Consider the following 25544-nt stretch of genomic DNA (forward strand, 5'->3'; position numbering starts at 1 on the left):
CTCCTTAGCGGAAGACGACGGTGCTGTTGCCGTTGAGCAGGACGCGGCGTTCGCAGTGCCAGCGCACCGCGCGGGAGAGGGCCAGGGCTTCGGCGTCGCGGCCGACGGTCACCAGCTCGCGCGGTGAATACGTGTGGTCGACGCGCTGGACCTCCTGCTCGATGATCGGGCCCTCGTCGAGGTCGGGCGTGACGTAGTGCGCGGTCGCGCCGACGTACTTGACGCCGCGGTCGTAGGCCTGGTGGTACGGCTTGGCGCCCTTGAAACCGGGCAGGAACGAGTGGTGGATGTTGATCGCGCGGCCTTCGAGCTTCTGGCACAGCTCGTTCGACAGCACCTGCATGTACCGGGCGAGCACGATCAGGTCCGCTTCGTGTTCCCCGACGAGGTCGAGCAGCCGCTGCTCGGCCTCGGGCTTGGTGCCGGGCGTGACCGGGACGTGCACGAACGGGACACCGGCCGCCTCGGTCATCGGCCGCAGGTCCTCGTGGTTGGAGACGACGACGGCGATCTCGGCGCCGAGGCCGCCCGCGCGCCAGCGGAAGAGCGGGTCGTTGAGGCAGTGCCCGAACTTCGACACCATGACCAGGATCCGCGGCGGGGTGCCGTCGGAGAACCCGAACTCCATGGCGAAGTCCCCGGCCACGGGGGCGAACGCGCGGGTCAGGTCGTCCACGGTGGGCTGTCCGGCGCAGGTGAACGACGTGCGCAGGAACAGCGAGCCGCGGACGTCGTCGTCGAACTGCTGGTGCTCGACGATGTCGCAGCCCTGCCCGACCAGGAACGTCGTGACGGCGTGGACGATCCCGGCGCGTTCCGGGCACTTGAGCGTCAAGGTGAAGGTCACGAGACGTACTCCAAGCTCGCGTCGGCCAGCCAGGCCGTCAAGTAGTCCGAGAACGACTGCCGCACGAGGATGGTGAAGCCCTCGTCCCGGACCATCAGCACGATCCCGGTCCGCGCGCACAGCGTCTGCACGCACGTACCCGGCGGCGACACCTCGAGGTCGATCGAGCACCCGTGCGCCAAAACGTCCCGGGCGTGCTCACCGCTGAGCCGCACAACGTTCCGCTGCGCCGACACGTCGACCACGGCCGAGCTTTCACGTGAAAGCTCGGCCTCCAGGTCGGAGCTTTCACGTGAAAGCTCGGGTTGGGCGAGGACGAGGTATTCGTCGGGGCCCATCCAGAGGACGTCGACGCCGTTGCCGCTGGTGAAGGTGCACGGGCCGGGCAAGGCGACGCCGAGCAGCGTGTCACCCGCCCGGAGGCGGACGGTGAACTGGGTGCGGAACGGTTCTTCGACCGCGTCAACCGTCACGGCGGGCTCCTTCCTTGTCGAAGAGCACGGATTCGGTCACGGTCACCGGCACGACCTGGTCCCCGACCGGCACGTAGAGCGTCTCGCCGATCCGCTCCCGGCCCGAGCGCACCAACGCGAGCGCGAAAGTGCGGCCGAGGGCGACGCTGTCGTAGCTGGAGGTGACGTGCCCGAGCATCCGCACCGGCGGTTCCGGCACGACCTCGGATTCGATGAGCTGCGAGCCCTCGGGCAGCAGCACCGATGGGTCGACCGGCAGCAGCCCGACCAGCTGCTTGCGATCGGGCCGGTTGTTCTCGGCACGGGCGAACGACCGCTTGCCGAGGAAGTCGGCCTTCTTCTTCGACACCACCCAGGACATCCCGAGGTCCTGCGGGGTGACCGTGCCGTCGGTGTCCTGGCCGATGATCGGGTAGCCCTTCTCGGCCCGCAGGACGTGCATGGTTTCCGTGCCGTACGGCGTGGCGCCCTCGTCCGCGATGGCCTCCCAGAGTGCGAGCCCGTACCAGGACGGGACGTTGATCTCGTAGGCCAGCTCGCCGGAGAAGCTGATCCGGCAGACCCGGGCCTTGATCCCGGCGACCTCGGCGTCCTGCCAGGTCATGAACCCGAAGGCGTCGTTCGAGACGTCGAGGTCCGGCGCCAGGCGGCCGAGCACCTCCCGCGACCGGGGGCCGACCAGGGGAATCGTGGCCCAGTGCTCGGTCACCGACGTGGCGAAGACGTCGAGGTTCGGCCACTCCGTCTGCAGCCACTCCTCCATCCAGTCGAGGACCTTCGCCGCGTTGCCGGTCGTCGTGGTGACCAGGAACCGGTTCTCGGCGATCCGGATGACCGTGCCGTCGTCGAGCACCATCCCGTCGACGCCGCACATCACCCCGTAGCGGATCCGGCCGATCTTCAGGGTGCTCATCAGGTTCGTGTAGAGCATGTCGAGGAACCAGCCGGCGTCCGCGCCCTGGACGTCGATCTTGCCCAGCGTGGACCCGTCCATGAAGGCCACGTCGGTGCGTGCCGCGCGGCATTCGCGCCGCACGGCGTCGTGCATCGGCTCACCGGGCCGCGGGTAGTACCACGGGCGCTTCCACTGGCCGACGTTCTCGAACTCGGCGCCGTGCTCGACGTGCCACGGGTGGATCGTCGTGACGCGCACGGGATCGTGCAGCGCACCGCGGTCCCGGCCGGCCAGCGCGGCGAAGGAAACCGGGGTGTACGGCGGCCGGAACGTCGTCGGGCGCTGGGTCGCGAGGTCGACGCCGAGGGCTTCGGCGGTGATGCCCGCGGCGAGCATCCCGGACGTCTTGCCCTGGTCGTGCGCGGTGCCGATGGTCGTGTAGCGCTTGATGTGCTCCAGCGAGCGCAGCCCGGCACCGGTCGCCCGCAGGACGTCGGACACCGTGGCGTCGCGCTGCAGGTCGACGAATCGCGTGTCCACTTCGGACTCCGGGGCGGGCACCTGCCAGAGCACCTTGGTCTCCGGCAGGCCCGCACCCGCGGCGGCGCCGACGACGCTCACGTGCGGGAGATCGCCGTCCGGGACGTACGCGCCCAGCCCGGCGTCGTACCGCAGCTTGCCGCGGGCCTGGCTGAACAGGTGCACGGCCGGGTTCCAGCCGCCGGACACGAGCAGCAGGTCGCACTCGACCCGCTCCCCCCGCAGCTCGCCCAGTTTCGCGAGGTGCGCGGCGGTGATGTGCCCGTCGGCACCGCCGTCGGTGCCGATGACGCCGTAGCCCTCGCGAGCGTCGGCGATCCGCACGACCTCGGCCCCCGCGCCGGCCAGTTCGGCGGCGGCGTCGAGCGCGGAGTCGTTGGTGGTGAACACGACCACCCGCCGCCCGGCCAGGACGCCGTAGCGGTTCAGGTACGTGCGCGCGGCACCGGCGAGCATGATGCCGGGCCGGTCGTTGTCCGGGAAGACGATCGGCCGCTCGTGGGCGCCGGTGGCGATGACGATCCGCTTCGCCCGGATCCGCCACACCCGCTGCCGCGAGATCCGTCCGGGCTCGCCCCGGCGCTCCAGGGCCAGCACGAAACCGTCGTCGTAAATGCCGAACGCCGTGGTGCGCGAGAGGAACCGGACACCCTCGGGAGCTTCGCCACCGGGCTGGTCGTCCACGAGCAGGACCCGGCCGGAGGCGGCGCGGGCGGCGGCGAGCCCGGCGGGGCCGGCGCCGATGACCAGGACGTCGCAGTGGGCGTGCTTGGTGTCGTACCGCGCCGGGTCCGGTTCGGTGGCGAGCCGTCCCCGGCCGCGCAGGCCACGGGCCGCCAGGCCGTCGTACAACTCGACGGTCGTCGCGCTCAGCATCGGCTCGGGGAACGGCTTCTCGATCTGCACCAGTGCGTTCGAGTCCTCGACGCCGGCGGCGACGATGCCGCGCGGCCGTCCGTGCCTGATGCTGGTCGCGACCTGGTGGATGCCGTTGGCCAGCAACGCGGAAGCCAGGGTGTCGCCGCGGAAACCGGTCAGCTCGCGGCCGTCGAAGGTGAACTTGAGCGGGACGCCGGACAGCCGGGTCATCGGATCACCGGCCGGGGTTCGTCGAGGCGGTAGACCGCCAGGAGGTCGTGGGTGCGGGTGTCGCGGACGGCGTTGAACCAGCGGCGACAGCCCGCGGCATGGCTCCACCGCTCGGGATGAGGCCCGCTCGGGTTGTCGCGGAAGAAAAGGAACTTCGCCCACTCTTCGTCGGACAGCGCCGAGGGATCCGGCGGGTAGGCGACGTGCGCTTGGCCGCCGTAGTGGAACTCGGCCTCTTCGCGCGGCCCGCACCACGGGCAAGGGATCAGCTGCATGAGGACTCCTAGTGCGCGACGGCGGCGGCGCCGTGTTCGTTGACGAGGGCACCGGTGGTGAACCGGTCGAGGGCGAAGGGCTCGGCGTACTCGTGCGGTTTGCCGCGGGCGACGGTCGCCGCGAAGACGTCACCGACGCCGGGAGTGGCCTTGAACCCGCCGGTACCCCAGCCGCAGTTGAGGAACAGGTTCTCCACCGGCGTGAGCCCGATGATCGGCGAGGCGTCCGGGCTGACGTCGACGATCCCCGCCCACGTCCGCAGCAGGTGCGCCCGCGCGAACACCGGGAACAGCTCCAGCGCGGCCGCCATCTGCTGCTCGATGATGTGGAACGAACCCCGCTGCCCGTAGCCGTGGTAGCTGTCGATGCCGGCGCCCATCACGAGCTCGCCCTTGTGGGCCTGGGAGACGTAGACGTGCACGGCGTTCGACATGACGACCGTCGGGTGGATCGGTTCCAGCAGCTCGGACACCAGTGCCTGCAACGGATGCGACGTCAGCGGCAGGTCGAGCCCGACCATGCGGGCCAGCACGGAGGTGTGCCCGGCCGCGCACAACGCCACCTTGCCCGCGGCGATCCGGCCCCTCGACGTCTCGACGCCGGTGACCCGGCCGTCCACTGTGGAGATGCCGGTGACCTCGCAATTCTGGATGAGGTCGACGCCCAGTTCGTGGGCCGCCCGCGCGAAGCCCCAAGCCACGTAGTCGTGCTTGGCGATGCCCGCGCGCGGCTGGAAGGTCGCACCGAGCACCGGGTAGCGGACGTCCGGCGAGGTGTTGACGATCGGGCAGATCTCCTTGACGCCGTCGGCGTCCACCCATTCGGCGTCGATGCCGTTGAGCTTGTTGGCCTCGACGCGGCGGACGCTGTCGCGGACGTCCTGCAGGCTGTGCGCCAGGTTCAGCACCCCGCGCTGGCTGAACAGGATCGGGTAGCCGAGGTCCTCTTCGAGGCCTTCCCACAGCTTCAGGGAGTGCTCGTAGATGCCGGAACTCTCGTCCCAGAGGTAGTTGGACCGGATGATGGTGGTGTTGCGGGCCATGTTGCCCCCGGCGAGCCAGCCCTTCTCCAGCACGGCCACGTTCGTGAGGCCGTGCACCTTGGCCAGGTAGTACGCGGTGGCCAAGCCGTGCCCGCCGCCGCCGACCACCACCACGTCGTACGCCTTGCGCGGCTCGGGGTTGGCCCAGAGGAAGTCCGGGTGGTCCGGCAGGTCGGTCATCGGGCACTCCGTCCGATCCATCTGATCGACTTCTGATATATCAATCGTCGATGTAGGCTAAGCGGCGTGCACCCCCAGGTCAATCCCCCCTCGCTGGCGGAACAGGCGTACCTCTTCCTCCGCGACCGGCTCGTCATGCTCGACATCCCGCCCGGCTCCCCCCTCAACGAGGAGGAGCTGGGCGGCACGCTCGGCATGGGCCGGACGCCGATCCGCGAGGCGCTGAAACGGCTGGAGTCCGAACGCCTGGTCGTCGCCTACCCGCGACGCGGGACGTTCGCCACCGACGTCAACATCTCCGACCTCGCGCACATCTCCGAGGTCCGGCGCACGCTGGAGCCGATGGCGACGGCCGCCGCGGCCGGGCGGGCGACCGCGGCCGACCGCGCCACGCTGACCGAGCTGCGCGCGCAGCTCGACGCGGGCGTCCCGGGCGGGGACAACGCCGAGCTGCTGCGCACCGACCTCGCCCTGCACCGGGCCGTCTACCGGTGCGTGCACAACCCGTTCCTCGAAGACACGCTGATCCGGTACGACAACCTCGCCACCCGGATCTGGTGCGTGTTCGTGCCCCGGCTGTCCGGGATGGCCGGCCACGTCGACGAACACGTCCCGCTCCTCACCGCGATCGTCGAGGGCGACGCCGAGAAGGCCGCCGCCCTCGCGCTCGAGCACGTCACCGGGTTCGAGGCCGCCATCCGGGCGCTGATCTAGACCGCCAAGCGGGCGCGGACCCAGTCGTGGAACGCGCCGATGTGGTGCTCGCTGGGCACGAGCACCCCGCCGTTGGCGTACGAGCGCGAGTCCATCGCCAGCTGGCAGCGTTCGCACGCCTCGAAGTCCTGCAGGTTGACGCGGTGGAACAGCTCCACCGACCGCGTCAGGTCCCGCCCGGACTCGACGACTTCGGGCCGGTAGAGCCAGTCGCAGCGCACCAGCGTGCGGTCCGGGGCCAGCGGGAACATCCGGTGCACGATCACGTGGTCCGGGACGAGGTTGACGAAGACGCCCGGTTTGACGGTGATCGCGTAGTACTTGCGGTCCTGGGCCTCGGTGACACCGGGGAGCCGGTCGACGCCTTCGCTGCCGTCGACGGTGAAGCCCTTGATCCCGTCGCCGAACTCGGCGCCGTGGCCGACGTAGTACTGCGCGGCGTAACCGCCGGCGAACTCCGGGAGGACCTCAGTGAGCTCCGGGTGGATCGTCGCGCAGTGGTAGCACTCCATGAAGTTCTCGATGATCTGCTTCCAGTTCGCCCGCACGTCGTACTCGATGCGCTTGCCGAGCGCGAGGCCCTCGATGCCGTAAGCGTCGATTTCGGTGGGTCCGCCGAGGCGTTCGGTGACGGCGCCGATCACGGTCTCCTCGAACGACGGCGGCTCGTCGGCCAGGCAGATCCAGGCGTAGCCGAGCCATTCGCGCAGGTGGAGTCTCGTCAAGCCGAACGCGGTGCGGTCGACGTCCGGCATCCCGGTGAGGTTCGGCGCGGCGATCAGCTTGCCGTCGAGGCCGTAGGTCCAGGCGTGGTACGGGCACTGGAAGGCGCGCTTGACCGTGCCGCTTTCCGACGTGCAGAGCCGGGCGCCGCGGTGGCGGCAGACGTTGAGGAACGCGTTCAGCTTCCCGTCCCGCCCGCGCGAGACGAGCACGCTCTCCTTGCCGATCCGAACGGTCTCGAACGAGCCGGCGGCCGCCAGGTCGGCGCTGCGCACGGCGCAGAACCAGTCCGCTTCGAAGATCTTCGCCTGCTCCAGCGCGAAGACCGCCGGATCGGTGTAGGAGCTGCCGGGCAGCGTGGCGAGCAGGCTCGGTGGCAGATCGGTTGTGGTCACCGGCGGGGTCCTTCCGCGGATCAGGACGGGAGCAGTTGCGCAGAACGCGTCTTGTTGCTCACTCCGGAACAGAGTGACTCCCGTCCCGACCGCCTGTCAACCCGGCTTTTTCAAGGACACACGGCGATTCAGGCCGCCGGGCCGTCGATCGCCCGCCGGAACAGTGTTTCGATCTCCGCGCGCGTCGGCCGCGGGTCGGCCAAGGCCGCCTGCATGAGGAGGCCGCAGAACAGGCCGGCCAGCAGCCGGCCGGTGAGCGGGTCGGTGCGGGCGCCGAAGAACGCGATCAGAGCGTCGTCCCAGGCCGCGCTCGCCTTGCGCAGCGCCGGCCGGTGCAGGGCGGCGACGTACAGGTCGTACTCGACGACGGTGTCGCGGTACTGCTCGTTGATGTAGCCCATCACCAGGTCGGCGAGCGCCGCGGCGAAATCCGCGTCCGGCGGGAGCGTGGATTCCCACTCCTTCAGCGCGTGGACGTTCTTCTCGGCCGCCTCGTGCAGAGCGACCTCCAGGAGATCGTCCAGCGTCGCGAAGTGGTAGGTCGTCGAGCCGAGCGGGACGCCGGCCGCCGCCGCGACCGAGCGGTGGGTGACCCCGTCGATCCCCCGCTGGGCGACCACCTCGATCGCCGCCTTGGCGATCCGCGCCCGCCGTTCGGGGTCGTTCGGACCGCGGCGCCGGGTCGCGCCGGGTTCGCTCTTCGCCATCGAGCCCCCTTGTGGACATCTGTACACACTTCGCGTACAAATGTACGCACTCACGGCAGCAGCAGCCACTACCGATCCGGGAAGGGCCGCATGAAGGACCGCCACATCGACGTGCTGAACCCGGCCACCGGCCAGGTCATCGAGACGGTGGCCGCGGCAGGCCGCGAGGAGGTCGACGCCGCCGTCAGAGCGGCGCGAAGGGCCTTCGACGAGGGCCCGTGGCGCCGCACCACCGCCGGCGAACGCAGTGCCTTGCTGCGCCGGACCGCCGAACTCCTGGTCCGCGACCGCGAGGAGCTGGCCCGCACCGAGAGCCTCGACACCGGCAAGACCCTCGGTGAAGGCCGCATCGACGTCGACGACGTCACCAACGTCTTCCGCTACTACGCCGACCTCGCCGACAAGGACGCCGGACGCCTGGTCGACGCGGGCAGCGCGACCGTCGTCAGCCGGATCGTGCACGAACCCGTGGGCGTCTGCGCGCTGATCGCGCCGTGGAACTACCCGCTGCTCCAGATGTCCTGGAAGGTCGCGCCCGCGCTCGCCGCGGGCAACACCGTCGTGCTCAAGCCCAGCGAGGTCACCCCGCTGACCACGATCAGGCTGGTCGCGCTCCTCGAAGAGGCCGGTGCGCCACCCGGGGTCGTCAACCTCCTGCTCGGCGACGGCCGCGTCGGCGCGGCGATGGTCGAGCACCCGGCCGTCGACCTCGTCTCCTTCACCGGCGGCTACACGACCGGCGAGAAGATCATGACGGCCGCCGCCAAGGGCGTCCGCCGGGTCGCCCTCGAGCTCGGCGGCAAGAACCCGAACGTGGTCTTCGACGACGCCGGCTACGACACCGCCTTGGACCACGCCCTGATGGCGGCGTTCGTCCATTCCGGACAGGTCTGTTCGGCGGGCGCGCGATTGATCGTCCAAGAGGGAATCCATGATCGGTTCGTCGCCGACCTCGCCGCGCGCGCCGACCGCATCCGGGTCGGTGACGGCCTGGACCCCGAGACCGAAACCGGGCCGCTCGTCTCGGCCCAGCACCGCGCCAAGGTCGAGGGCTGCATCAAAAGCGCCCTCGCCGAGGGCGCCACGCTCCGGGCAGGCGGCAAGCGACCCGAAGGACCGGAGTACAAAACCGGTTTCTTCCTGCGGCCCACCGTGTTCTCCGGCTGCACCCGGGACATGGCGATCGTCCGGGAAGAGGTCTTCGGCCCGGTCGTCACCGTGGAACGCTTCGCGGGCGAGGCCGACGCGATCGCGCTGGCCAACGACACCGAGTACGGGCTCGCCGGAGCCGTGTGGACGTCGGACGCGTCCCGCGCCCAGCGGGTCGCCGGGGCCCTGCGCCATGGCACCGTGTGGATCAACGACTACCACCCCTACCTGCCCCAGGCGGAGTGGGGTGGTTTCGGCAAATCGGGCATCGGCCGCGAACTCGGGCCGTCCGGACTGGCCGAATACCAGGAGAGCAAGCACATCTACCAGAACATCGATCCCGTTCCGCAGCACTGGTTCAAGGGCTGATCCCTCCCCCACCACGTGAGGACGCACGCGATGACCACTCAGGAAAAGCCGGCGGGCGGGGGGCCTGCTCCGGACGACAGCTCCGAACTCGAGAAGTTCGGCTACCGCCAGGAACTCGAGCGCTCGCTCGGGTCGTTCTCCAGCTTCGCTGCCGGGTTCAGCTACATCTCCATCCTCACCGGCGTGTTCCAGCTGTTCTTCTTCGGCTTCGGCTCGGGCGGACCGGCGTTCATCTGGACGTGGCCGCTGGTCTTCATCGGCCAGGCCGCGGTCGCGTTGTGCTTCGCCGAGCTCGCCGGCCAGTTCCCGCTCGCCGGCTCGGTGTACCAGTGGGCCAAGCAGATCGCGAAACCGGCGACGTCGTGGCTGGCCGGCTGGATCATGATCATCGGCGCGATCGTCACGGCGGCGGCCGTCGCGGTCGCCTACCAGATCATCCTGCCGCAGGTCTCCACCGCGTTCCAGATCGTCGGCAGCGACGAAGACGCCGGCCTGACCTCGACGCCCGGCGGCGCGCAGAACGCCATCATCCTGGCCCTGGTGCTCGTGGTGTTCGCCACGATCGTCAACATCATCGGCGTCAAGCTGATGGCGAAGATCAACAACTTCGGCGTCGCGGTGGAGCTCGGCGCGAGCGTCCTGCTCGTGATCGCGCTGGCCATCCACATCAAGCGCGGTCCCGGCCTCGTCTTCGACACCCACGGCACCGGCGAAGGTCACTCGCTCGGGTACCTCGGCGCGTTCCTGGTGGCTTCGCTGATGAGCGCGTACGTCTTCTACGGCTTCGACACCGCGGGTTCGCTGGCCGAGGAGACCACCCAGCCGCGGCGGCACGCGCCCCGCGCGATCCTGCGCGCGATCACCGCGGCGTTCATCGTCGGCGGGCTGATGATGCTCGTCGGGATGATGGCCGTCGGCGACCTCAACGCCGAGGAGCTCAGCACGTCCGGCATGCCGTACCTGCTGAAGAGCACCCTCGGCGAAGGACTCGGCAACGCGTTCCTGATCTGCTCGGCGATCGCGATCACCGTCTGCTGCCTCGCCGTGCAGACCGCGGCCATCCGGATGACCTGGGCGATGGCCCGCGACGGCCGCCTGCCGTTCAGCCGCGCGATGGCGAAGGTGTCGCCGCGGTCGAAGACCCCGGTGCTGCCCGCCCTGCTCACCGGCGGCCTCACCGTCGTCGTGCTGCTGATCAACCTCGGCAACCAGCGGGCGTTCTTCATCCTGACCTCGACGGCGATCATCCTGTTCTACATCCCCTACCTGATGGTCACCGGCCCGATGCTGGTGCGCCGCCTGCGCGGGCACTGGCCGCGCCCGGAGCACGGCCCGTACTTCAAGCTGGGCCGCTGGGGCACGCTGGTCAACCTGGTCGCGGTGGTCTACGGCGCGGGGATGACGGTCAACCTGATCTGGCCGCGGGCCGAGGTCTACGGCTCCGACCACTGGTACTTCCAGTGGGGCGCGGTGATCGTCACCGGGCTGATCGTGATCATCGGTGCGATCATGCTCTACGTCCGGCGGCGCACCTGGGGCTCGGCCCACACCAGCCCGGAGCACCTGCCCGGCGCGACCCCGGATTCCCTGCCCGGCTGAGGAGGACGCATGAGTACCGGAACCTACGACTTCGTCATCGTCGGCGGTGGTTCGGCGGGCTGCGCGCTGGCGAACCGGCTGTCCGCCGACCCGGCGAACCGGGTCCTCGTCCTGGAAGCCGGCCGGTCGGACTTCAAGTGGGACGTCTTCATCCACATGCCGGCCGCGCTGACCTTCCCGATCGGGTCGAAGTTCTACGACTGGGGCTACCGCAGCGAACCCGAGCCACACCTGAACCGGCGCCGCATCTACCACGCGCGCGGCAAGGTGCTCGGCGGGTCGTCCAGCATCAACGGGATGATCTTCCAGCGCGGCAACCCGATGGACTACGAGCGCTGGGCGAGCGATCCCGGGATGTCCACTTGGGACTACGCGCACTGCCTGCCGTACTTCAACCGCATGGAGAACTGCCTCGCCGATCCACCGGACGGCCAGTGGCGCGGCCACGACGGTCCCCTGGAGCTGGAGCGCGGCCCGGCGGCCAACCCGTTGTTCAAGGCCTTCTTCGACGCCGCCGAGGAAGCGGGGTACCCGCGCACCGACGACGTCAACGGCTACCAGCAGGAGGGCTTCGCGGCCTTCGACCGGAACGTCCGGAAAGGACGGCGGCTGTCGGCGGCGGGCGCGTACCTGCACCCGGTGATGGACCGGCCCAACCTCACGGTGAAGACCCACGCGTTCGTGTCGCAGATCCTCTTCGACGGCACGCGCGCGGTCGGCGTCGAGTATGCGCAGGGCCGGGGTGTGCCGGGCGAGGTGTACGGCAAGGAGATCATCCTCTGCGGCGGCGCGATCAACACCCCGCAGCTGCTGCAGCTCTCCGGCGTCGGGAACGCGGCGGAGCTGGAGAAGCTCGGCATCGACGTCGTGAAGGACCTGCCGGGCGTCGGCGAAAACCTGCAGGACCACCTGGAGGTGTACATCCAGTACGCCTGCAAGCAGCCGGTGTCGATGCAGCCGTCGCTGGCGAAGTGGAAGCGGCCGTACATCGGCGCGCAGTGGCTGTTCCTGCGGTCCGGGCCGGCCGCGACCAACCACTTCGAGGGCGGCGGGTTCGTCCGCTCCAACAACGAGGTGAAGTACCCGAACCTGATGTTCCACTTCCTGCCGGTGGCGATCCGCTACGACGGTTCGGCGCCCACGGAAGGGCACGGCTACCAGGTGCACGTCGGCCCGATGTACGCCGACACCCGCGGCTCGGTGAAGATCACCTCCACCGACCCGCGGCAGCACCCGGCGATCAAGTTCAACTACCTGTCGACCGAAAACGACCGCCGCGAGTGGGTCGAGGCCGTGCGGGTGGCACGGAAGATCCTCAACCAGCCCGCGCTGGAGCCCTACAACGGCGGGGAGATCTCGCCGGGGCCGTCCGTCGAAACCGACGACGAAATCCTCGACTGGGTCGCGAAGGACGCCGAAACCGCGTTGCACCCGTCGTGCACGACGAAGATGGGCGTGGACGACATGTCCGTCGTCGACCCGCAGAGCATGCGGGTGCACGGCACCGAGGGCCTGCGCGTGGTCGACGCGTCGGTGATGCCCTACATCACCAACGGCAACATCTACGCCCCGGTGATGATGACGGCCGAGAAGGCCGCCGACCTGATCCTCGGCAACACTCCCCTGGCCCCCCTCAAGCTCCCCTTCTACCGCCACGCCGAGTAGCCGACGCGGAGCTTTCACGTGAAAGCTCCGCACCCGGACCCGAGCTTTCACGTGAAAGCTCGGGTCCGGGGCTTCGGCGTGCGCGGAAACAGCGTTACGCGGCAGCGGGAGACTACCCTCGCGTATCCCCTTGACGCGGCTCGGGAGCGACGCTCAGACTTGTTGCGTATCACAGTTGATGTTCCCCCATGCGCAACTACTCGGAGGCGTCATGATTCGCGCGTGCACGGTGGACGAGCTGCCGCCCGGTGAGTCCGTCCGCATTCCCGGGCCGCCCGCCATCGCGGTGTTCCGCACCGAGGACGGGCAGCTGTACGCCATCGGCGACACGTGCACCCACCAGGACGCTTCCCTGGCTGACGGCTGGCTCGAGGGCTGTTTCGTCGAGTGCCCGCTGCACGCGGCGATGTTCGACCTGCGCACGGGCGTGCCGACCTGCCTGCCGGCGAAGGACCCGGTGCGCACGTACGCCGTGGTCGTCGACGAAGGCGTCGTCTACGTCGAGGGCGTGGCCGACGAGGACGCCGCGTGAAGCGCGTCGCGGTCGTCGGCGCTTCGCTCGCCGGGGTCCGCGTGGCGCAGGAGCTGCGCGCGCAGGGGTACGACGGCGGTGTCGTGCTGATCGGCGACGAGCCGCACCTGCCCTACGACCGGCCGCCGCTGTCCAAGGCCTTCCTGGCCGGGACGGCGTCGCGCGAGTCGCTGGAGCTGCTCGACACGGGCGACCTGGCGTCGCTGGCCCTGGACTTCCGGCTCGGCGTGCGGGCGACGGCGCTGGAGCCGGCCGAGCGGCGCGTCCTGCTGTCGGACGGCACGTCGGTGCACGCGGACGGCGTTGTCATCGCCACCGGCGGCCGCGCGCGCACGCTGCCGGGCTTCGAGGGCGCCCACACGCTGCGGACGGTCGACGACGCGCTCGCCTTGCGCGCGGCTTTGGTACCCGGGGCGCGAGTGGTCGTCGTCGGGGCCGGGTTCATCGGGGCCGAAGTGGCCTCGACCTGCCGGTCCCTCGGCCTCGACGTGGTCGTCCTGGAAGCTCTGGCCGCTCCGTTGGCGCCGGTGCTGGGCCCGGAGCTGGCGGCGGTCTGCGCCCGCCTGCACACCGACCACGGCACCGACCTGCGCTGCGGCGTGTCGGCGACGGGCATGGACGAGGCGGGCGTCCACCTGGCCGACGGTTCCCTCGTCCCGGCCGACGTGGTCGTCGCCGGCGTCGGGATGACCCCGGCGACGGAGTGGCTGGCCGGATCCGGGTTGGCGGTCGGCAACGGCGTCCACACGGACGCGGGGCTGGTCACGGACCTGCCCCAGGTGGTCGCGGTGGGCGACGTGGCCCGGTTCGGGGGACAGCGGCACGAGCACTGGACGAACGCGTCGGAGCAGGCGCCGGTCGCGGTGGCCAACCTCCTGGCCGGGCACACCTCGCGGACCTACACCCCCAGCGGATACGTCTGGTCGGACCAGTATTCGGGGACTTTGCAGCTGGCGGGCCACCCGCGTCCCGGCGACTTGCTGTCGTTCGTGGACGGCGACCCGGCGTCGACGTCGTTCGTGGCCACCTGGCAGCGCGACGGCTCGACGGTCGGAGTCTTCGCTCTGAACAACGCCAAGTTGTTCACCCGCCTGCGGCGCCAAGCCCTGCGCCGCCCGGCCGTCGTCTGAAAGTCTCAACCGGGCTTTCAAGGATACGCTTCACCCACATGGAGCTGAGTCTTGACGAGCTGCGGGTGTTGACGGGCTGGGCCGCCGGCTGCGCCGCGCGGGTCCTGCCGCTGTACGAATCCCGCGTCCCCGCCGATGCTCGCCCTCGCGCGGCGATCACGGCGGCGGAGGAGTTCGCCTCGGGCGGCCCGCGCACCAAGGTCTTGCGCACGGTGGCGTGGGCGGCACTGGCGGCGGCCGGCGAAACGGCCGATCCGGTGGCTTCGGCGGCGGCCCGCGCGGCGGTCGGCGCAGCGGGCGCGGCTTACCTCCACCCCTTGGCGTCGCCACACCAGGTGAAGCACATCGTGGGCCCGGCCCAGCAGGCGGCCATGGCCTGCGAGCTGTCCGGCGGCGACGCGGAAGCCGAGATCGCGTGGGCCCTCTCGCAGGCCCCACCCGGGGTGAGCACCCTCCTGCGCCGCTTCCCGCCGGGCAAACCGGGCCGGACCCGCCTGGGCGAGTTCCACCGACAACTCGAGTCCGTGCTCCGCAGCGGCATCCCCCGTGATTGAGGGGGCATCACCCGTGTCCGGAGGGGGCATCACCCGTGATTGGAGGGGCATCACCCGTGTCTGGAGAGGCATCACCCGTGTCTGGAGAGGCATCACGCTGATGCCCGCCCAATCACGCGAGATGCCCCTCTGATCACGCGTGATGCCCCTTCAGACACGCGTGATGCCCGGCTGGACACGGGCTAGAAGGCGAGTTCGTCCAGGTCGGATTCCAGACGGGCTCGCCAGGTCCACCGCCGCTCCGTCGGATCCGCGTCTCCCAGCGGCGGCGGGCCGAGCGGGAGGGCCGGATCGGTGACCCCGAACGTCACCCGGTACGCCAGCACCGACGCCGCCGTCCGGATCCACGTGTCGCCCGACGTGCCCGACGGTGGGGCGACGCCCAGCGCGTGCCCGAACCACAACGGCAGCAGTGCGTTCGAGCCCAGCGCGTCCGTGATGCGGGTCCGCAGCCGCACCTGCAGGTCCTGCCACGCCCGCTCGGCCCGCTCCAGCTGCGGCACCACCCGCGCCTCGACCGCGTCCGCCTCGCGCAACGCCAGCCGCGCCGTCTCCGCGGCCGCTGAAGCCGCCGGGATCTCCTCGTCCAGCAGCGTGCGGCGCCTGGTCGACAACGCCCGCAACAACGACTCCGCGTCACCTCGGGCTCGCGCGCCACGGTCCGTCGACGCCAGGACGCGGACCACCTCCAGCAGGTCGGCGTCGCACCGGGAAAGCGCCGCGCGCACCGCGTCCAGGTGCGCGATCTCCTCCGCGTACCGGGCCCGCTGCGCCTTCGTGACGAGCTCCTTGTGCAGGTCGTCCCAGCGCGCCGCCTCCGCCGCCAGCGCCCGGGTCTCCGCGCCGACGTCGTCGAGGTTCACCTGCGGGACCCCGTCGGACACGCGGACCGCGCGCTCCAGGACCCGGACCTGCTGCTGCAGCCGTTCCAGCTGCCGTCCGAGCAGGTCGAGCCGGTCATCCTGCCGGTTCGGGCCGCCGCTCTCGAGCCGCTCGGTCAGGTCGGCGACGTCCTGACCCAAGCGGTCGCCGGCGGCGCGCAGCCCGTCGACCGCCGCGAACAGCTCGTCGAGGTCGCGCCGGGTCGGGTCCGCGGACTCGAGGTACTCCTGAGAGAACTCCGGGTCGTCGCCGTAGGTGGCGTAGCCGTGGCTCACGGGAGCCGGCTTTCCCGCCACAGCAACACGATCGTGCTCGCGGCACCCAGCGCCGTCAGGATCGTCAAGACGACGGCGGCCGGCCACGGGAGCAGCGCTCCGGCCAGCAGCAACGCCGTGACGCCGCCCGCCCACGCCGCCCGGGTCCGCTCACGGATCACCGCACCGGCCCGGCGGACCGGGCCGAAGCCGATCCACAGACCCGCACCGAACAACGGCACCAGCACCGGCAGCCACAGCGGCGAAAGCACCTCGAACAGCACCAGCGCCCCGGCGACCAGCGGCACCAGCACCGGCGCGGCGGCGAACCAGACGACCGCGCGCTGCGTCGCCGCGTGCCGGGACTCGAGCTCGGCGTCGGCGAGCCGGTGCTTCGCCTCGTCGAACGCCACCTCGGCGTCGAGCAGCCGGTGGGCCGTCGCCACGAGCTCGTCCATCACCCCGACGTCCCCGGGCGGGGTCGCGAGCCCGTCCCGCAGGTCCTGCTTGAGCCGGGCGACGCGCCCCTCCGCCCGGTCGCGGTCGTGCTGGGCCGGTGTCGTCACGCAACCACTTTAGGTGCCACCACCGCGCCTACCGGCCAACTCGGCCGGTGAGTCGTCACAGGTCGCCGAGTGCGGTGACCGGCGACTCCACGCAGTCGGCGACGAACCGCAGGAACCCGCCCGCCGTGCCGCCGTCGCAGACGCGGTGGTCGAAGGCCAGCGTCAGCTCGCAGATCTTCCGGGCCGCCAGTGCCCCGTCGACGACCCACGGCCGGTCGATGATCCGGCCGATGCCGAGGATCGCCGCCTCGGGGTGGTTGATGATCGCGGCCGAGCCGTCGACGCCGAAGACGCCGTAGTTGTTCACGGTGAAGGTGCCGCCGGTGAGGTCCGCGGGCGCGAGCTTGCCGTCCCGCGCGGTCCGGGCGCGCTCGCCGATCGCCGCCGACAGCTCGCGCGTGGACAGCTCCCCGGCGTCCCGCACGACCGGCACCACCAGCCCGCGGTCGGTCTGCGCGGCGAAACCGAGGTGGATCTCGTCGAGCAGGACGATTTCGCCGCCTTCGACGCGCGAGTTCAGCGCCGGGTACTTCTTGAGCCCCGCGACGGTGAACCGCGCGATCAGGCCGAGCAGGCTGACCGGCCGATCCGGCTTGGCGTTCAACGCCGCGCGGGCGGCGACCAGCTCGGTCGCGTCGACGTCCACCCACACCGTGGCCTCGGGAATCTCCCGCCGGGACGTCGTGAGCTTGTCGGCAACAGCTTTGCGAACCCCGGTCAACGGGATGCGCTTGCCCTTCGCGACCGGCTTCTTCAGCGCCGCTTCGACGTCGGCGCGGCGGATGATCCCGTCCGGGCCGGTGGCGGTCACCTTCGCGAGGTCGATCCCGTTGTCCGCGGCCAGCTTCCGGACGAACGGCGAAATCACGCCGGGCGCCTTGGCCTTCGGGGCGGGCGCTTCGACGCGGCGGACGCGCTTGCGCCGGGTGGCCGGCGCGGTCCCGTACCCGATGAGGACGTTGCCGCTGCCGGACGAGGTCGTCACCCCGGGCTCGCCGAACCCGCCGACGCTCAGCAGCGGCGCGCCGACCGGCAGCAGCTGCCCCGGCTCGCCGTGCAACGCGGACACCACGCCGGCGAACGGCACCGGCACCTCGACCGCCGCCTTCGCCGTCTCCACCTCGACGACGACCTGGTCGACGTCGACGGTGTCGCCGACCTTGACCCGCCAGTCCACGATCGCCGCCTCGGTCAGGCCTTCGCCGAGGTCCGGCAGCAGGAAGTCAGGCACCGGCCACCACCGGCGTGTCGTCCCACTGCAGGCGCGCGATCGTGTCGAGGATCCGGTCGACGTCCGGCAGCTGGTGGCGCTCGAGCTTCGGCGCCGGGTACGGGATGTCGAGCCCGGTCACGCGAAGCACCGGCGCGTGCAGCTGGTGGAAGCACTGCTCGGTGACGCGCGCGACGACCTCGGCGCCGTAGCCGCCGAAGCCGGCGGCCTCGTGCACGACGACCGCCCGCCCGGTGCGGCGCACGGAAGCCGTCACGGTTTTGTCGTCGAACGGGGACAGGGAGCGGAGGTCGACGACCTCGACGTCCCAGCCCTCGGCCGTCGCGGCTTCCGCGGTTTCCAGCGCGGTGGCGACCATCGGGCCGTACGCGATGAGCGTGACGTCCTTGCCGTGCCGCCGGACCACGGCCTGGTCCATCGCGGGACCGCTGCGGGTGAAGGTGACCTCTTCGCTCGACCAGTAGCGGCACTTCGGTTCGAGGAAGATCACCGGGTCCGGCGACTCGATGGCGTCGCGAAGCAGGTCGTAGGCGTCCTGCGCGGTGCCGGGCGTGACGACGCGCAGGCCCGGGGTGTGCGTGTAGTAGGCCTCGCTGGAGTCGCAGTGGTGCTCGACGCCGCCGATGCCGCCGGCGTAGGGCACGCGGATGACCATCGGCAGCGAGAGCGCGCCGCGGGTGCGGTTGCGCAGCTTCGCCACGTGCGAGGTGATCTGCTCGAACGCCGGGTACGCGAAGGCGTCGAACTGCATTTCGACGACCGGGCGGAACCCGCCCATCGCCATCCCGACGGCGAACCCGACGATGCCCGCTTCGGCCAAGGGCGTGTCGAAGCAGCGGTCCTCGCCGAAGTCGGCGGTGATGCCGTCGGTGACGCGGAAGACGCCGCCGAGCGTGCCGACGTCCTCGCCGAACACGAGCACGCGGTCGTCGTCCTTGAGGGCGTCCCGCAGGGCCGCGTTGAGCGCCTGCGCCATGGTGGTCGTCATCAGGCCTCCAGTTCGGCTTCGAGTGCCGCCCGCTGCCGCCGCAGCTGAGGTGTCGGCTCGGCGTAGACGTGGTCGAACAGCGACAGCGGGTCGAGCTCGGGCTCGGCGTTCAAGGTGTCGCGGACGGACTGGGCGAACACCTCGGCGTCCGCCGCGAACTGCTCGACTTCGTTGTCATGCAGGAGGTTCTCGGCCTTGAGGTAGGTTTCGAGCCGCTTGAGCGGGTCCGCTTCGCGCCACTTCGCGACTTCTTCGGCGTCGCGGTAACGGGTGGCGTCGTCGGCGTTGGTGTGGGCGTCGATGCGGTAGGTGTGGGCCTCGACGAGGACCGGTCCCTTGCCTTCGCGCGCGTGCTTCACCGCGTCGCCGAGCACGGCCAGCACGGCGACGGCGTCGTTGCCGTCGACCTGCTCCGAGCGCATGCCGTAGCCGATGCCCTTGTACGCCAGCGCGGCGGCGGCGCTCTGCTTCTCGAAGGGCACCGAGATGGCGAAGCGGTTGTTCTGCACGAAGAACACCACGGGCGCCTTGAAGACGGCCGCGAAGTTGAGCGCCTCGTGAAAGTCGCCTTCGCTGGTGGCGCCGTCCCCGATGAGCGCGAGCGCGACGGCGTCTTCGCCGCGTCGCTGCATCGCGTGCGCGAGCCCGACGGCGTGCAGGGTCTGCGTCGCGAGCGGAGTGCACTGAGGCGCTACGCGCGTCTCGACCGGGTTGTAGCCGCAGTGCGCGTCGCCGCGAAGCAGCGTCAGCACTTCGCCGGGCTTCAGGCCGCGGGCGACGAGGGCGACCGAGTCGCGGTAGGTCGGGAAGAGCCAGTCCTGCTCTTCGAGCGCCAGCGCGGCGGCGACCTGGCAGGCCTCCTGGCCGGCACTGGAGGGGTAGACGGCGAGGCGGCCCTGCTTGGTGAGCGCGGTCGCCTGGACGTCGAACCGGCGGCCCAGGACCATCAGCCGGTAGGCCTCCTTGAGCTGGCCTTCCCCGGGCGCGGCGTACTCGCCGTGCTCGTCGGCGCGGCTCCCGTCTTCGGCGACGAACCGCACCGGGGTAGCGGACGGCAACAGGGTCTCCGAGGACATCACAGCCATGACGCACACCACCTCTCCCAGACATATGATGTTGAAATGGTGGTTCTCGGCGGTGTTGTGTACAAGAGTCAGCGAAAATGAGCGACAAACGGACCTCGGATGCGGCGTCTGACGACCAAACGTCCACCGGCGTCCTGGCTCACGCGGGTCTGGTGGGACGAACGGTCCCGTCCCTCGACGACGTCGACCGCGCCATGCTCGCGGAGCTGTCCGCGGACGGCCGCTTGGCGGTGCGCGCACTGGCGGAGCGCCTGCACATCTCGCGCACGAACGCGTACGCGCGCTTGGAGCGGTTGCTGGCGGAGGGGGTGATCACGGGCTTCGGCGCGCGGATCGACCCGCGCCGGGCGGGCCTGGGCACGTCGGCGTACATCATGGTGACGGTGGAGCAGACGTCCTGGCGCACGATGGCCACGGACCTGCACGAGATCCCGTACGTCGACCACGTGGCCCTGGTGGGCGGCGACTTCGACATCCTGCTGCTGGTCCGGACGCCGGACAACTCGACGCTGCGGGACGTGGTCCTGGAGCGGCTGCAGGCCCTGGAGGGGGTGCGCTCGACGCGGACCTGGCTGATCTTCGAGGAACTGCCGGGGTCCGTGCTCGGCTGAGGCCGGTCAGCCGAGGTCCTCATACTCCGGCCGCGGCTGCCACTCCGCCTCGCTGAAGATCACCTTGCCCGCGAACTTCGCCTTGTCGAACCGCGCGTCACCCTGGAACCGAGCCCGGCGGAACACTGTCGCACCGAAGAACGTGGCTTCGTCGAACCTGGCATCGGCCAGGACGCGGCACCGTCGAACCTCGTACTGTCGCTGAACTCCGCTTCCGCGAACCGTTCTGCAGTGAGCAGTCGTGGAACTCCAGGTCGATCAGCACCGCCCCGCCGAGGTCTTGCCCACGGCGATCGTCCGGTTCGAAAGCAGCCGGTTCCCCCTCTGGGCTTCCCCCATCCACCCAGGATCGCAGCTCAGCGGGCGCGTTCGGGAAGTTCACCCGGTCGGCAGCCGGTCGCGGCACTCCGACGAACGGGCAAAACCGCTGCCCCCGAGCACCCTTGCCCGCCACCACCTCACCGGCTAGACAGGAGCGCACGTCACCAGGTCGCCGGGCGACTCTTATTTTATGTCGAGAAATAACTACCTCGAAACCTATTGACGCCGTCCCCGTCGCCCGGTGAGGATCGGCCGGTCCGCCGTTCATCGCAGAATGGACCAGACCAATGGCCAGAAGATCCCGCGCGTGGTCCCGTGCGCGCCGAAGTTCGCTCGTCACCATGCTGAGCCTGAGCCTGCTGGGCGGGATCGCCCAGGCGACGCCGGCCCAGGCCGAGGCCCCGGCTCAACCCGTCATCGGCCAGCCCGCCAAGGACAAGGACGGCTGCGCCAAGATCGAGAAGAGCCTGCCGACCCTCGCGGACTGGCCGAAGGTCGACAGCAGGCTCAAGGGGAAGGCCGGCGACGAGCAGCGGATCGCCGAAATCCTCAAGGGCATGACCCTGGAAGAAAAAGTCGGGCAGATGACGCAGCCCGAGATCGCCGCCATCACCCCCGACGAGGTCCGCCAGTACGCCATCGGCTCGGTCCTCAACGGCGGCGGCTCGTGGCCCGGCGCGAACAAGCACGCCACCCAGCAGGACTGGCTGACCCTCGCCGACGCCTACTGGAACGCCTCCAAGACGAGCCGCACGAAGATCCCCGTCATCTGGGGCATCGACGCCGTGCACGGCAACAACAACGTCTACGGCGCCACCGTCTTCCCGCACAACATCGGCCTCGGCGCCGCGCACGACCCGTGCCTGGTCCGCGACGTCGCCGGCGCCACCGCGCGGCAGATCCGCGCCACCGGCCAGGACTGGGCCTTCTCGCCCACCCTCGCCGTCGTCCAGGACGACCGCTGGGGCCGCACCTACGAAGGCTTCTCCGAGGACCCGCGGATCACGCGCTCCTACGGCTTCGAGGCCATCAACGGCCTCCAGGACGGCGCCACCAAGCGCATCGGCTACAACGGCGTGATCGCCACGGCCAAGCACTTCATCGGCGACGGCGGCACGATCAACGGCCAGGACCAGGGCGTCAACCCCTCGTCCGAGGCCGACATGATCAACATCCACGGCCAGGGCTACTACGGCGCGCTCGCCGCCGGCTCGCAGACCGTGATGGTGTCGTTCAACAGCTGGACCAACGCCGACCTCGGCATCAACGAGGGCAAGCTGCACGGCAGCGACAAGGCGCTGAACCAGATCCTCAAGGGCAAGATGGGCTTCGACGGCCTCGTCGTGTCCGACTGGAACGGCATCGGCCAGGTCACCGGCTGCACGAACTCCTCGTGCCCGCAGGCGATCAACGCCGGCATCGACATCGTGATGGTGCCGAACGACTGGAAGGCGTTCATCACCAACACCGTCGCCCAGGTGCAGAGCGGCCAGATCCCGATGGCCCGCATCGACGACGCCGTCACCCGCATCCTGCGCGTCAAGCTGCGTGACGGCCTGTTCGAGTCGCAGAAGCCGTCCGACCGCTCCTACGCGAACTCCGACGAGGCGCTGAAGGACAACTGGCTGGCCCGCGACGCCGTCCGCGAGTCGCAGACGCTGCTGAAGAACAACGGCAACGTGCTGCCGCTCAAGCCGGCGTCGAAGGTCCTGGTCGTCGGCAAGAGCGCCGACAACATCCAGAACCAGACCGGCGGCTGGACGCTCAGCTGGCAGGGCACCGGCAACACCAACGCCGACTTCCCCAACGCCACCTCGATCCTGACCGGCATCAAGCAGAACCTGGGCGACGCCAACGTCACCTTCGACGCCACCGGCACCGTCGACCCGAAGGGCTTCGACGCGGTCATCGCCGTCATCGGCGAGACGCCGTACGCCGAGGGCGTCGGTGACCTGACCCGCAAGACCCTCGAGGCGGCGAAGCTCTACCCCGAGGACCTGGCCGTGCTGGACAAGGTCAGCGGCAAGGGCACCCCGGTCGTCACCGTGTACGTCGGCGGCCGCCCGCTGTACATGAACAAGGAGATCAACCGCTCCGACGCGTTCGTGGCGGCCTGGCTGCCGGGCACCGAGGGCGGCGGCGTCGCGGACATGCTGGTCAAGGGCAAGGACGGCACCGGCTACCAGGGCACGCTGTCGTACTCGTGGCCGAAGAGCGCGTGCCAGTCGCCGCTCAACCCGTGGTCGCCGGGCTACGACCCGCTGTTCAAGCTCGGCTACGGCCTCAAGTCCGGGCAGCGCGCCACGGTCGGCCCGCTGGACGAGACCCCCGGGCCGGCGTCCTGCACCTCGACCGGTGGCGGCGGGACCGCGACCGAGGACCTGGCGATCTTCGACCGCACCGACGTGCCGCCGTACACCAGCCAGATCGGCTCGGCGGAGAACTGGGGCGGCACCGCGATCGGCCCGGACGGCACGGCGGCGCACAGCGAGCTCAACACCGTCCCGACGGACGTCAACGTGCAGGGCGACGGCCTGAAGGCCACCTGGACGGGCACCGGCGCGGCCCAGCTCTACATGCAGAACACGGCGGGCACGAACGACCTGCGCGGCTACCTCAACGCCGACGCGGCGCTGGAGTTCGACACGATCGTGCAGCAGGCCCCGGCCAACCGGACGGTGATCAGCATGCACTGCGTCTACCCGTGCTTCTCCGAGGTGAACGCGACGAAGCTGTTCACCGACCTGGCGGGCGGCGCGAAGACGACGGTGAAAATCCCGGTGTCCTGCTTCAACAACGGGCTGGACTTCGAGCACATCAACACCCCGTTCCTGGTGTACACGGACGGCGCGTTCCAGGCGTCGTTCGCGAACGTGCGGTGGGTGCCGAAGGGGGCTCAGGATCCGGACGCGAGATCCTGTTCGAGCTTGACCTGACGGCGACCGGGCCGGGAGCGAACCTCGCTCCCGGCCCGGTTCGCGTTCGCCCTCCCCACCTGGCCGGGCTGATCCCGAATTCCTGGAACGGCGGCGCCGAACGCCGACAGAATGGGCCGATGACCTCCGAAGCGGCCACCCTCGCCGACGAACTCCTGCACGTCCTGGGTGCCTGGGCCCCGCTCGAAGCGACCTTCGACGGCATCCCGGGCCACGACGCCGAGCTGGCCGATCCGAGCCGGGCCGGGCACGCGCGGATCCGGGCGGAAGCTGCCGGCATCCTCGCCAGGGCGCGCGCCTCGGCCGACCCCGATCGCGTCACGCTCGGGGTGGTCGTGCAGCAGGCGGAAGCGGTGCTCGCGCGGGTGGACGCGAACGACGTGGAATTCACCCTCGCGGACCCGCTGTACGCCGTCGGGATGAACCACCTCGCCTTCCTGCCGCAGCTCGACCCGGCCGGCGAGCAGGCCGAGGAGGACTTCCTGACCCGGCTGGCCGCGTTCCCCGCGTTCTACGCAGCTCTGGCGCAGCGCCAACGCGACGGCCTCCGCGCCGGGCGGTCGCCGGTCGACCGGATGGCGCACAGCGCCGTCGGGTTCGTCGACCGGTTCCTGGCGCAGGAGACGCCGTTCCCCCAGCAGCTGACCGGAGACCGCGGGGAGCGCCTCGGGCGGCTGGTGGCCGAGGCCGTCCGGCCGGCGTTGACGCGCTACCGCGAGTTCCTCGCGACCGAGGTCGCCGGGCACGGCCGGCCCGACGAGCAGCCGGGGCTCTGCTGGCTCGAAGACGGCGAAGCGCACTACGCGGCCTTGGTGCGCATGCACACGACCACCGGCCACACCCCCGAAGAGCTGCACCAGCGGGGCCTCGACGTGCTCGCCGGGCTCGAAGCCGAGTACGCCGAGATCGGCGGCCGGGTGTTCGGGCTGACTGACCCGGCCGACGTGCGCCGACGGCTGCGCAGCGACGAAAGCCTCCGCTGGCGCGACGCCGGGGAGATGCTCGAAACCGCCCGGAACGCCGTCGCCCGCGCGACCGCCGCCGCGCCGGGGTGGTTCGGCCGGGTGCCGGCAGCCGGGTGCGTCGTCCGGGCCGTGCCGGCGGCCGAAGCACCGGTCACGGCGGCGGCGTACTACATGCCGGCCGCCCGCGACGGTTCGCGGCCGGGCACCTACTTCACCAACACCCACGAGGTGCACACGCGCGACCGGTTCATCGCCGAGACCGTGGCGTTCCACGAGGCCGTACCGGGCCACCACTTCGCGGAGTCGGTGGCGCGGGAGCTGACCGGCTTGCCGCCGCTGCGGCGCGTCGCCATGATCACCGCCTTCGGCGAAGGCTGGGCCCTCTACACCGAACGGCTCGCCGACGAGATGGGCCTGTTCTCCGACGACCTGATGCGGCTCGGCATGGTGGCCGAGGACTCGGTCCGCGCGGCCCGGCTGGTGGCCGACACCGGCGTGCACACGCTGCGCTGGACGCGGCAGCAGTGCGTCGAGTTCCTGCGGGCGCACACGGCCCTCAGCGAGGTCGAGGTGCAGTCCGAGACCGACCGGTACATCGAGAGCCCGGGTCAGGCCCTGGCCTACATGACCGGACGGCTGGAGATCGTGCGCCTGCGCCGGTACGCCGAGGAACGGCTCGGCGCCGCCTTCGACATCAAGGCCTTCCACGACGTCGTGCTCGGCGGCGGGCAGCTGCCGCTGAAGGTGCTGGAGGACGTCGTCCGGGCCTGGGTCGCGCGCTGAGGTGTGAAGATCCGGTCAGGATGCGGTGGCAACGGTGTCAGGA

General features: G+C 70.6%; 23 protein-coding genes. 10 read left to right on the top strand and 13 right to left on the bottom strand.

The genetic code is table 11. The annotated features are described in order from the left end of the window. Nucleotides 1-4: 4 nt before the first annotated feature. Genes purU through Q5425_RS08320 form a run of 5 tightly spaced genes read right to left on the bottom strand, consistent with a single transcriptional unit; the run spans nt 5 to nt 5342 of the window. A complete protein-coding gene (gene purU / locus Q5425_RS08300) occupies nt 5-847 on the bottom strand; it encodes a formyltetrahydrofolate deformylase (protein ID WP_308671536.1) in 843 nt (280 codons plus the stop codon). Then, a complete protein-coding gene (locus Q5425_RS08305; protein ID WP_308671537.1) occupies nt 844-1320 on the bottom strand; it encodes a sarcosine oxidase subunit gamma family protein in 477 nt (158 codons plus the stop codon). Before Q5425_RS08305 ends, purU begins: the two co-directional genes overlap by 4 nt. Then, complete coding sequence (locus tag Q5425_RS08310; protein WP_308671538.1) at nt 1310-3844, bottom strand: 2Fe-2S iron-sulfur cluster-binding protein; 2535 nt, start codon at nt 3842-3844, stop codon at nt 1310-1312. Before Q5425_RS08310 ends, Q5425_RS08305 begins: the two co-directional genes overlap by 11 nt. Beyond that, a complete protein-coding gene (locus Q5425_RS08315) occupies nt 3841-4119 on the bottom strand; it encodes a sarcosine oxidase subunit delta (RefSeq protein WP_308671539.1) in 279 nt (92 codons plus the stop codon). The genes Q5425_RS08310 and Q5425_RS08315 overlap by 4 nt, the downstream gene beginning before the upstream one ends. An 8-nt stretch (nt 4120-4127) precedes the next feature. Next, nucleotides 4128-5342 (bottom strand): sarcosine oxidase subunit beta family protein, encoded by a 1215-nt coding sequence (locus Q5425_RS08320; protein WP_308671540.1) that lies wholly within the window; start codon nt 5340-5342, stop codon nt 4128-4130. A 66-nt stretch (nt 5343-5408) separates the two neighbouring features. On the opposite strand from Q5425_RS08320, the gene Q5425_RS08325 reads away from it, so the two are divergent. Further along, on the top strand, nt 5409-6056 hold the full coding sequence (locus tag Q5425_RS08325) for a GntR family transcriptional regulator (protein WP_308671541.1): 648 nt from the start codon (nt 5409-5411) through the stop codon (nt 6054-6056). Here Q5425_RS08325 and Q5425_RS08330 read toward each other — a convergent pair. After that, nucleotides 6053-7174, bottom strand: coding sequence for an aromatic ring-hydroxylating dioxygenase subunit alpha (locus Q5425_RS08330; RefSeq protein WP_308671542.1), 1122 nt, complete (start codon nt 7172-7174; stop codon nt 6053-6055). The genes Q5425_RS08325 and Q5425_RS08330 overlap by 4 nt on opposite strands. A 128-nt stretch (nt 7175-7302) precedes the next feature. Next, nucleotides 7303-7881 carry a TetR family transcriptional regulator gene (locus Q5425_RS08335; RefSeq protein ID WP_308671543.1) on the bottom strand — a complete coding sequence of 193 codons (579 nt, stop codon included), beginning with the start codon at nt 7879-7881 and terminating at the stop codon, nt 7303-7305. Between the two features lie 90 nt (nt 7882-7971). On the opposite strand from Q5425_RS08335, the gene Q5425_RS08340 reads away from it, so the two are divergent. The 6 genes from Q5425_RS08340 to Q5425_RS08365 all read left to right on the top strand — a co-directional run bounded on the left by Q5425_RS08340 (nt 7972) and on the right by Q5425_RS08365 (nt 14879). Next, nucleotides 7972-9399 carry an aldehyde dehydrogenase family protein gene (locus Q5425_RS08340; RefSeq protein WP_308671544.1) on the top strand — a complete coding sequence of 476 codons (1428 nt, stop codon included), beginning with the start codon at nt 7972-7974 and terminating at the stop codon, nt 9397-9399. Nucleotides 9400-9429: 30 nt separating this feature from the next. Next, the gene (locus tag Q5425_RS08345; RefSeq protein WP_308671545.1) at nt 9430-10998 is read left to right on the top strand and encodes an amino acid permease; all 1569 of its coding nucleotides are present in this window, start codon (nt 9430-9432) and stop codon (nt 10996-10998) included. A gap of 9 nt (nt 10999-11007) precedes the next feature. Further along, complete coding sequence (gene betA / locus Q5425_RS08350) at nt 11008-12663, top strand: choline dehydrogenase (RefSeq protein ID WP_308671546.1); 1656 nt, start codon at nt 11008-11010, stop codon at nt 12661-12663. Between the two features lie 211 nt (nt 12664-12874). Then, nucleotides 12875-13195, top strand: coding sequence for a bifunctional 3-phenylpropionate/cinnamic acid dioxygenase ferredoxin subunit (locus tag Q5425_RS08355; RefSeq protein ID WP_308671547.1), 321 nt, complete (start codon nt 12875-12877; stop codon nt 13193-13195). Next, on the top strand, nt 13192-14325 hold the full coding sequence (locus tag Q5425_RS08360; RefSeq protein ID WP_308671548.1) for an FAD-dependent oxidoreductase: 1134 nt from the start codon (nt 13192-13194) through the stop codon (nt 14323-14325). The genes Q5425_RS08355 and Q5425_RS08360 overlap by 4 nt, the downstream gene beginning before the upstream one ends. Before the next feature lie 38 nt (nt 14326-14363). Further along, nucleotides 14364-14879 carry a putative immunity protein gene (locus tag Q5425_RS08365; protein ID WP_308671549.1) on the top strand — a complete coding sequence of 172 codons (516 nt, stop codon included), beginning with the start codon at nt 14364-14366 and terminating at the stop codon, nt 14877-14879. Nucleotides 14880-15061: 182 nt separating this feature from the next. Here Q5425_RS08365 and Q5425_RS08370 read toward each other — a convergent pair whose 3' ends face one another. Genes Q5425_RS08370 through pdhA form a run of 5 tightly spaced genes read right to left on the bottom strand, consistent with a single transcriptional unit; the run spans nt 15062 to nt 19876 of the window. Next, entirely contained in the window at nt 15062-16036 is a 975-nt protein-coding gene (locus tag Q5425_RS08370; protein ID WP_308671550.1) for a hypothetical protein, read from the bottom strand. Beyond that, nucleotides 16033-16581 carry a hypothetical protein gene (locus Q5425_RS08375; protein WP_308671551.1) on the bottom strand — a complete coding sequence of 183 codons (549 nt, stop codon included), beginning with the start codon at nt 16579-16581 and terminating at the stop codon, nt 16033-16035. Before Q5425_RS08375 ends, Q5425_RS08370 begins: the two co-directional genes overlap by 4 nt. Before the next feature lie 55 nt (nt 16582-16636). Then, the gene (locus tag Q5425_RS08380) at nt 16637-17812 is read right to left on the bottom strand and encodes a dihydrolipoamide acetyltransferase family protein (RefSeq protein ID WP_308671552.1); all 1176 of its coding nucleotides are present in this window, start codon (nt 17810-17812) and stop codon (nt 16637-16639) included. Further along, complete coding sequence (locus Q5425_RS08385; RefSeq protein ID WP_308671553.1) at nt 17805-18800, bottom strand: alpha-ketoacid dehydrogenase subunit beta; 996 nt, start codon at nt 18798-18800, stop codon at nt 17805-17807. The genes Q5425_RS08380 and Q5425_RS08385 overlap by 8 nt, the downstream gene beginning before the upstream one ends. Further along, nucleotides 18800-19876, bottom strand: a complete 1077-nt coding sequence (pdhA, locus tag Q5425_RS08390; protein WP_308671928.1) for a pyruvate dehydrogenase (acetyl-transferring) E1 component subunit alpha — start codon at nt 19874-19876, stop codon at nt 18800-18802. Before pdhA ends, Q5425_RS08385 begins: the two co-directional genes overlap by 1 nt. Before the next feature lie 161 nt (nt 19877-20037). On the opposite strand from pdhA, the gene Q5425_RS08395 reads away from it, so the two are divergent. Continuing rightward, complete coding sequence (locus Q5425_RS08395) at nt 20038-20496, top strand: Lrp/AsnC family transcriptional regulator (protein ID WP_308671554.1); 459 nt, start codon at nt 20038-20040, stop codon at nt 20494-20496. A gap of 6 nt (nt 20497-20502) precedes the next feature. Here the strand turns inward: Q5425_RS08395 and Q5425_RS08400 are convergent, their stop codons facing one another. Further along, entirely contained in the window at nt 20503-20667 is a 165-nt protein-coding gene (locus Q5425_RS08400) for a pentapeptide repeat-containing protein (protein ID WP_308671929.1), read from the bottom strand. A gap of 494 nt (nt 20668-21161) precedes the next feature. On the opposite strand from Q5425_RS08400, the gene Q5425_RS08405 reads away from it, so the two are divergent. Further along, on the top strand, nt 21162-23753 hold the full coding sequence (locus Q5425_RS08405) for an exo 1,3/1,4-beta-D-glucan glucohydrolase (protein WP_308671930.1): 2592 nt from the start codon (nt 21162-21164) through the stop codon (nt 23751-23753). A gap of 119 nt (nt 23754-23872) precedes the next feature. Next, nucleotides 23873-25501, top strand: a complete 1629-nt coding sequence (locus Q5425_RS08410) for a DUF885 domain-containing protein (RefSeq protein ID WP_308671555.1) — start codon at nt 23873-23875, stop codon at nt 25499-25501. Nucleotides 25502-25544: the final 43 nt, after the last annotated feature.

The organism is Amycolatopsis sp. A133, assembly GCF_031082405.1.
Taxonomy (GTDB): Bacteria; Actinomycetota; Actinomycetes; order Mycobacteriales; family Pseudonocardiaceae; genus Amycolatopsis.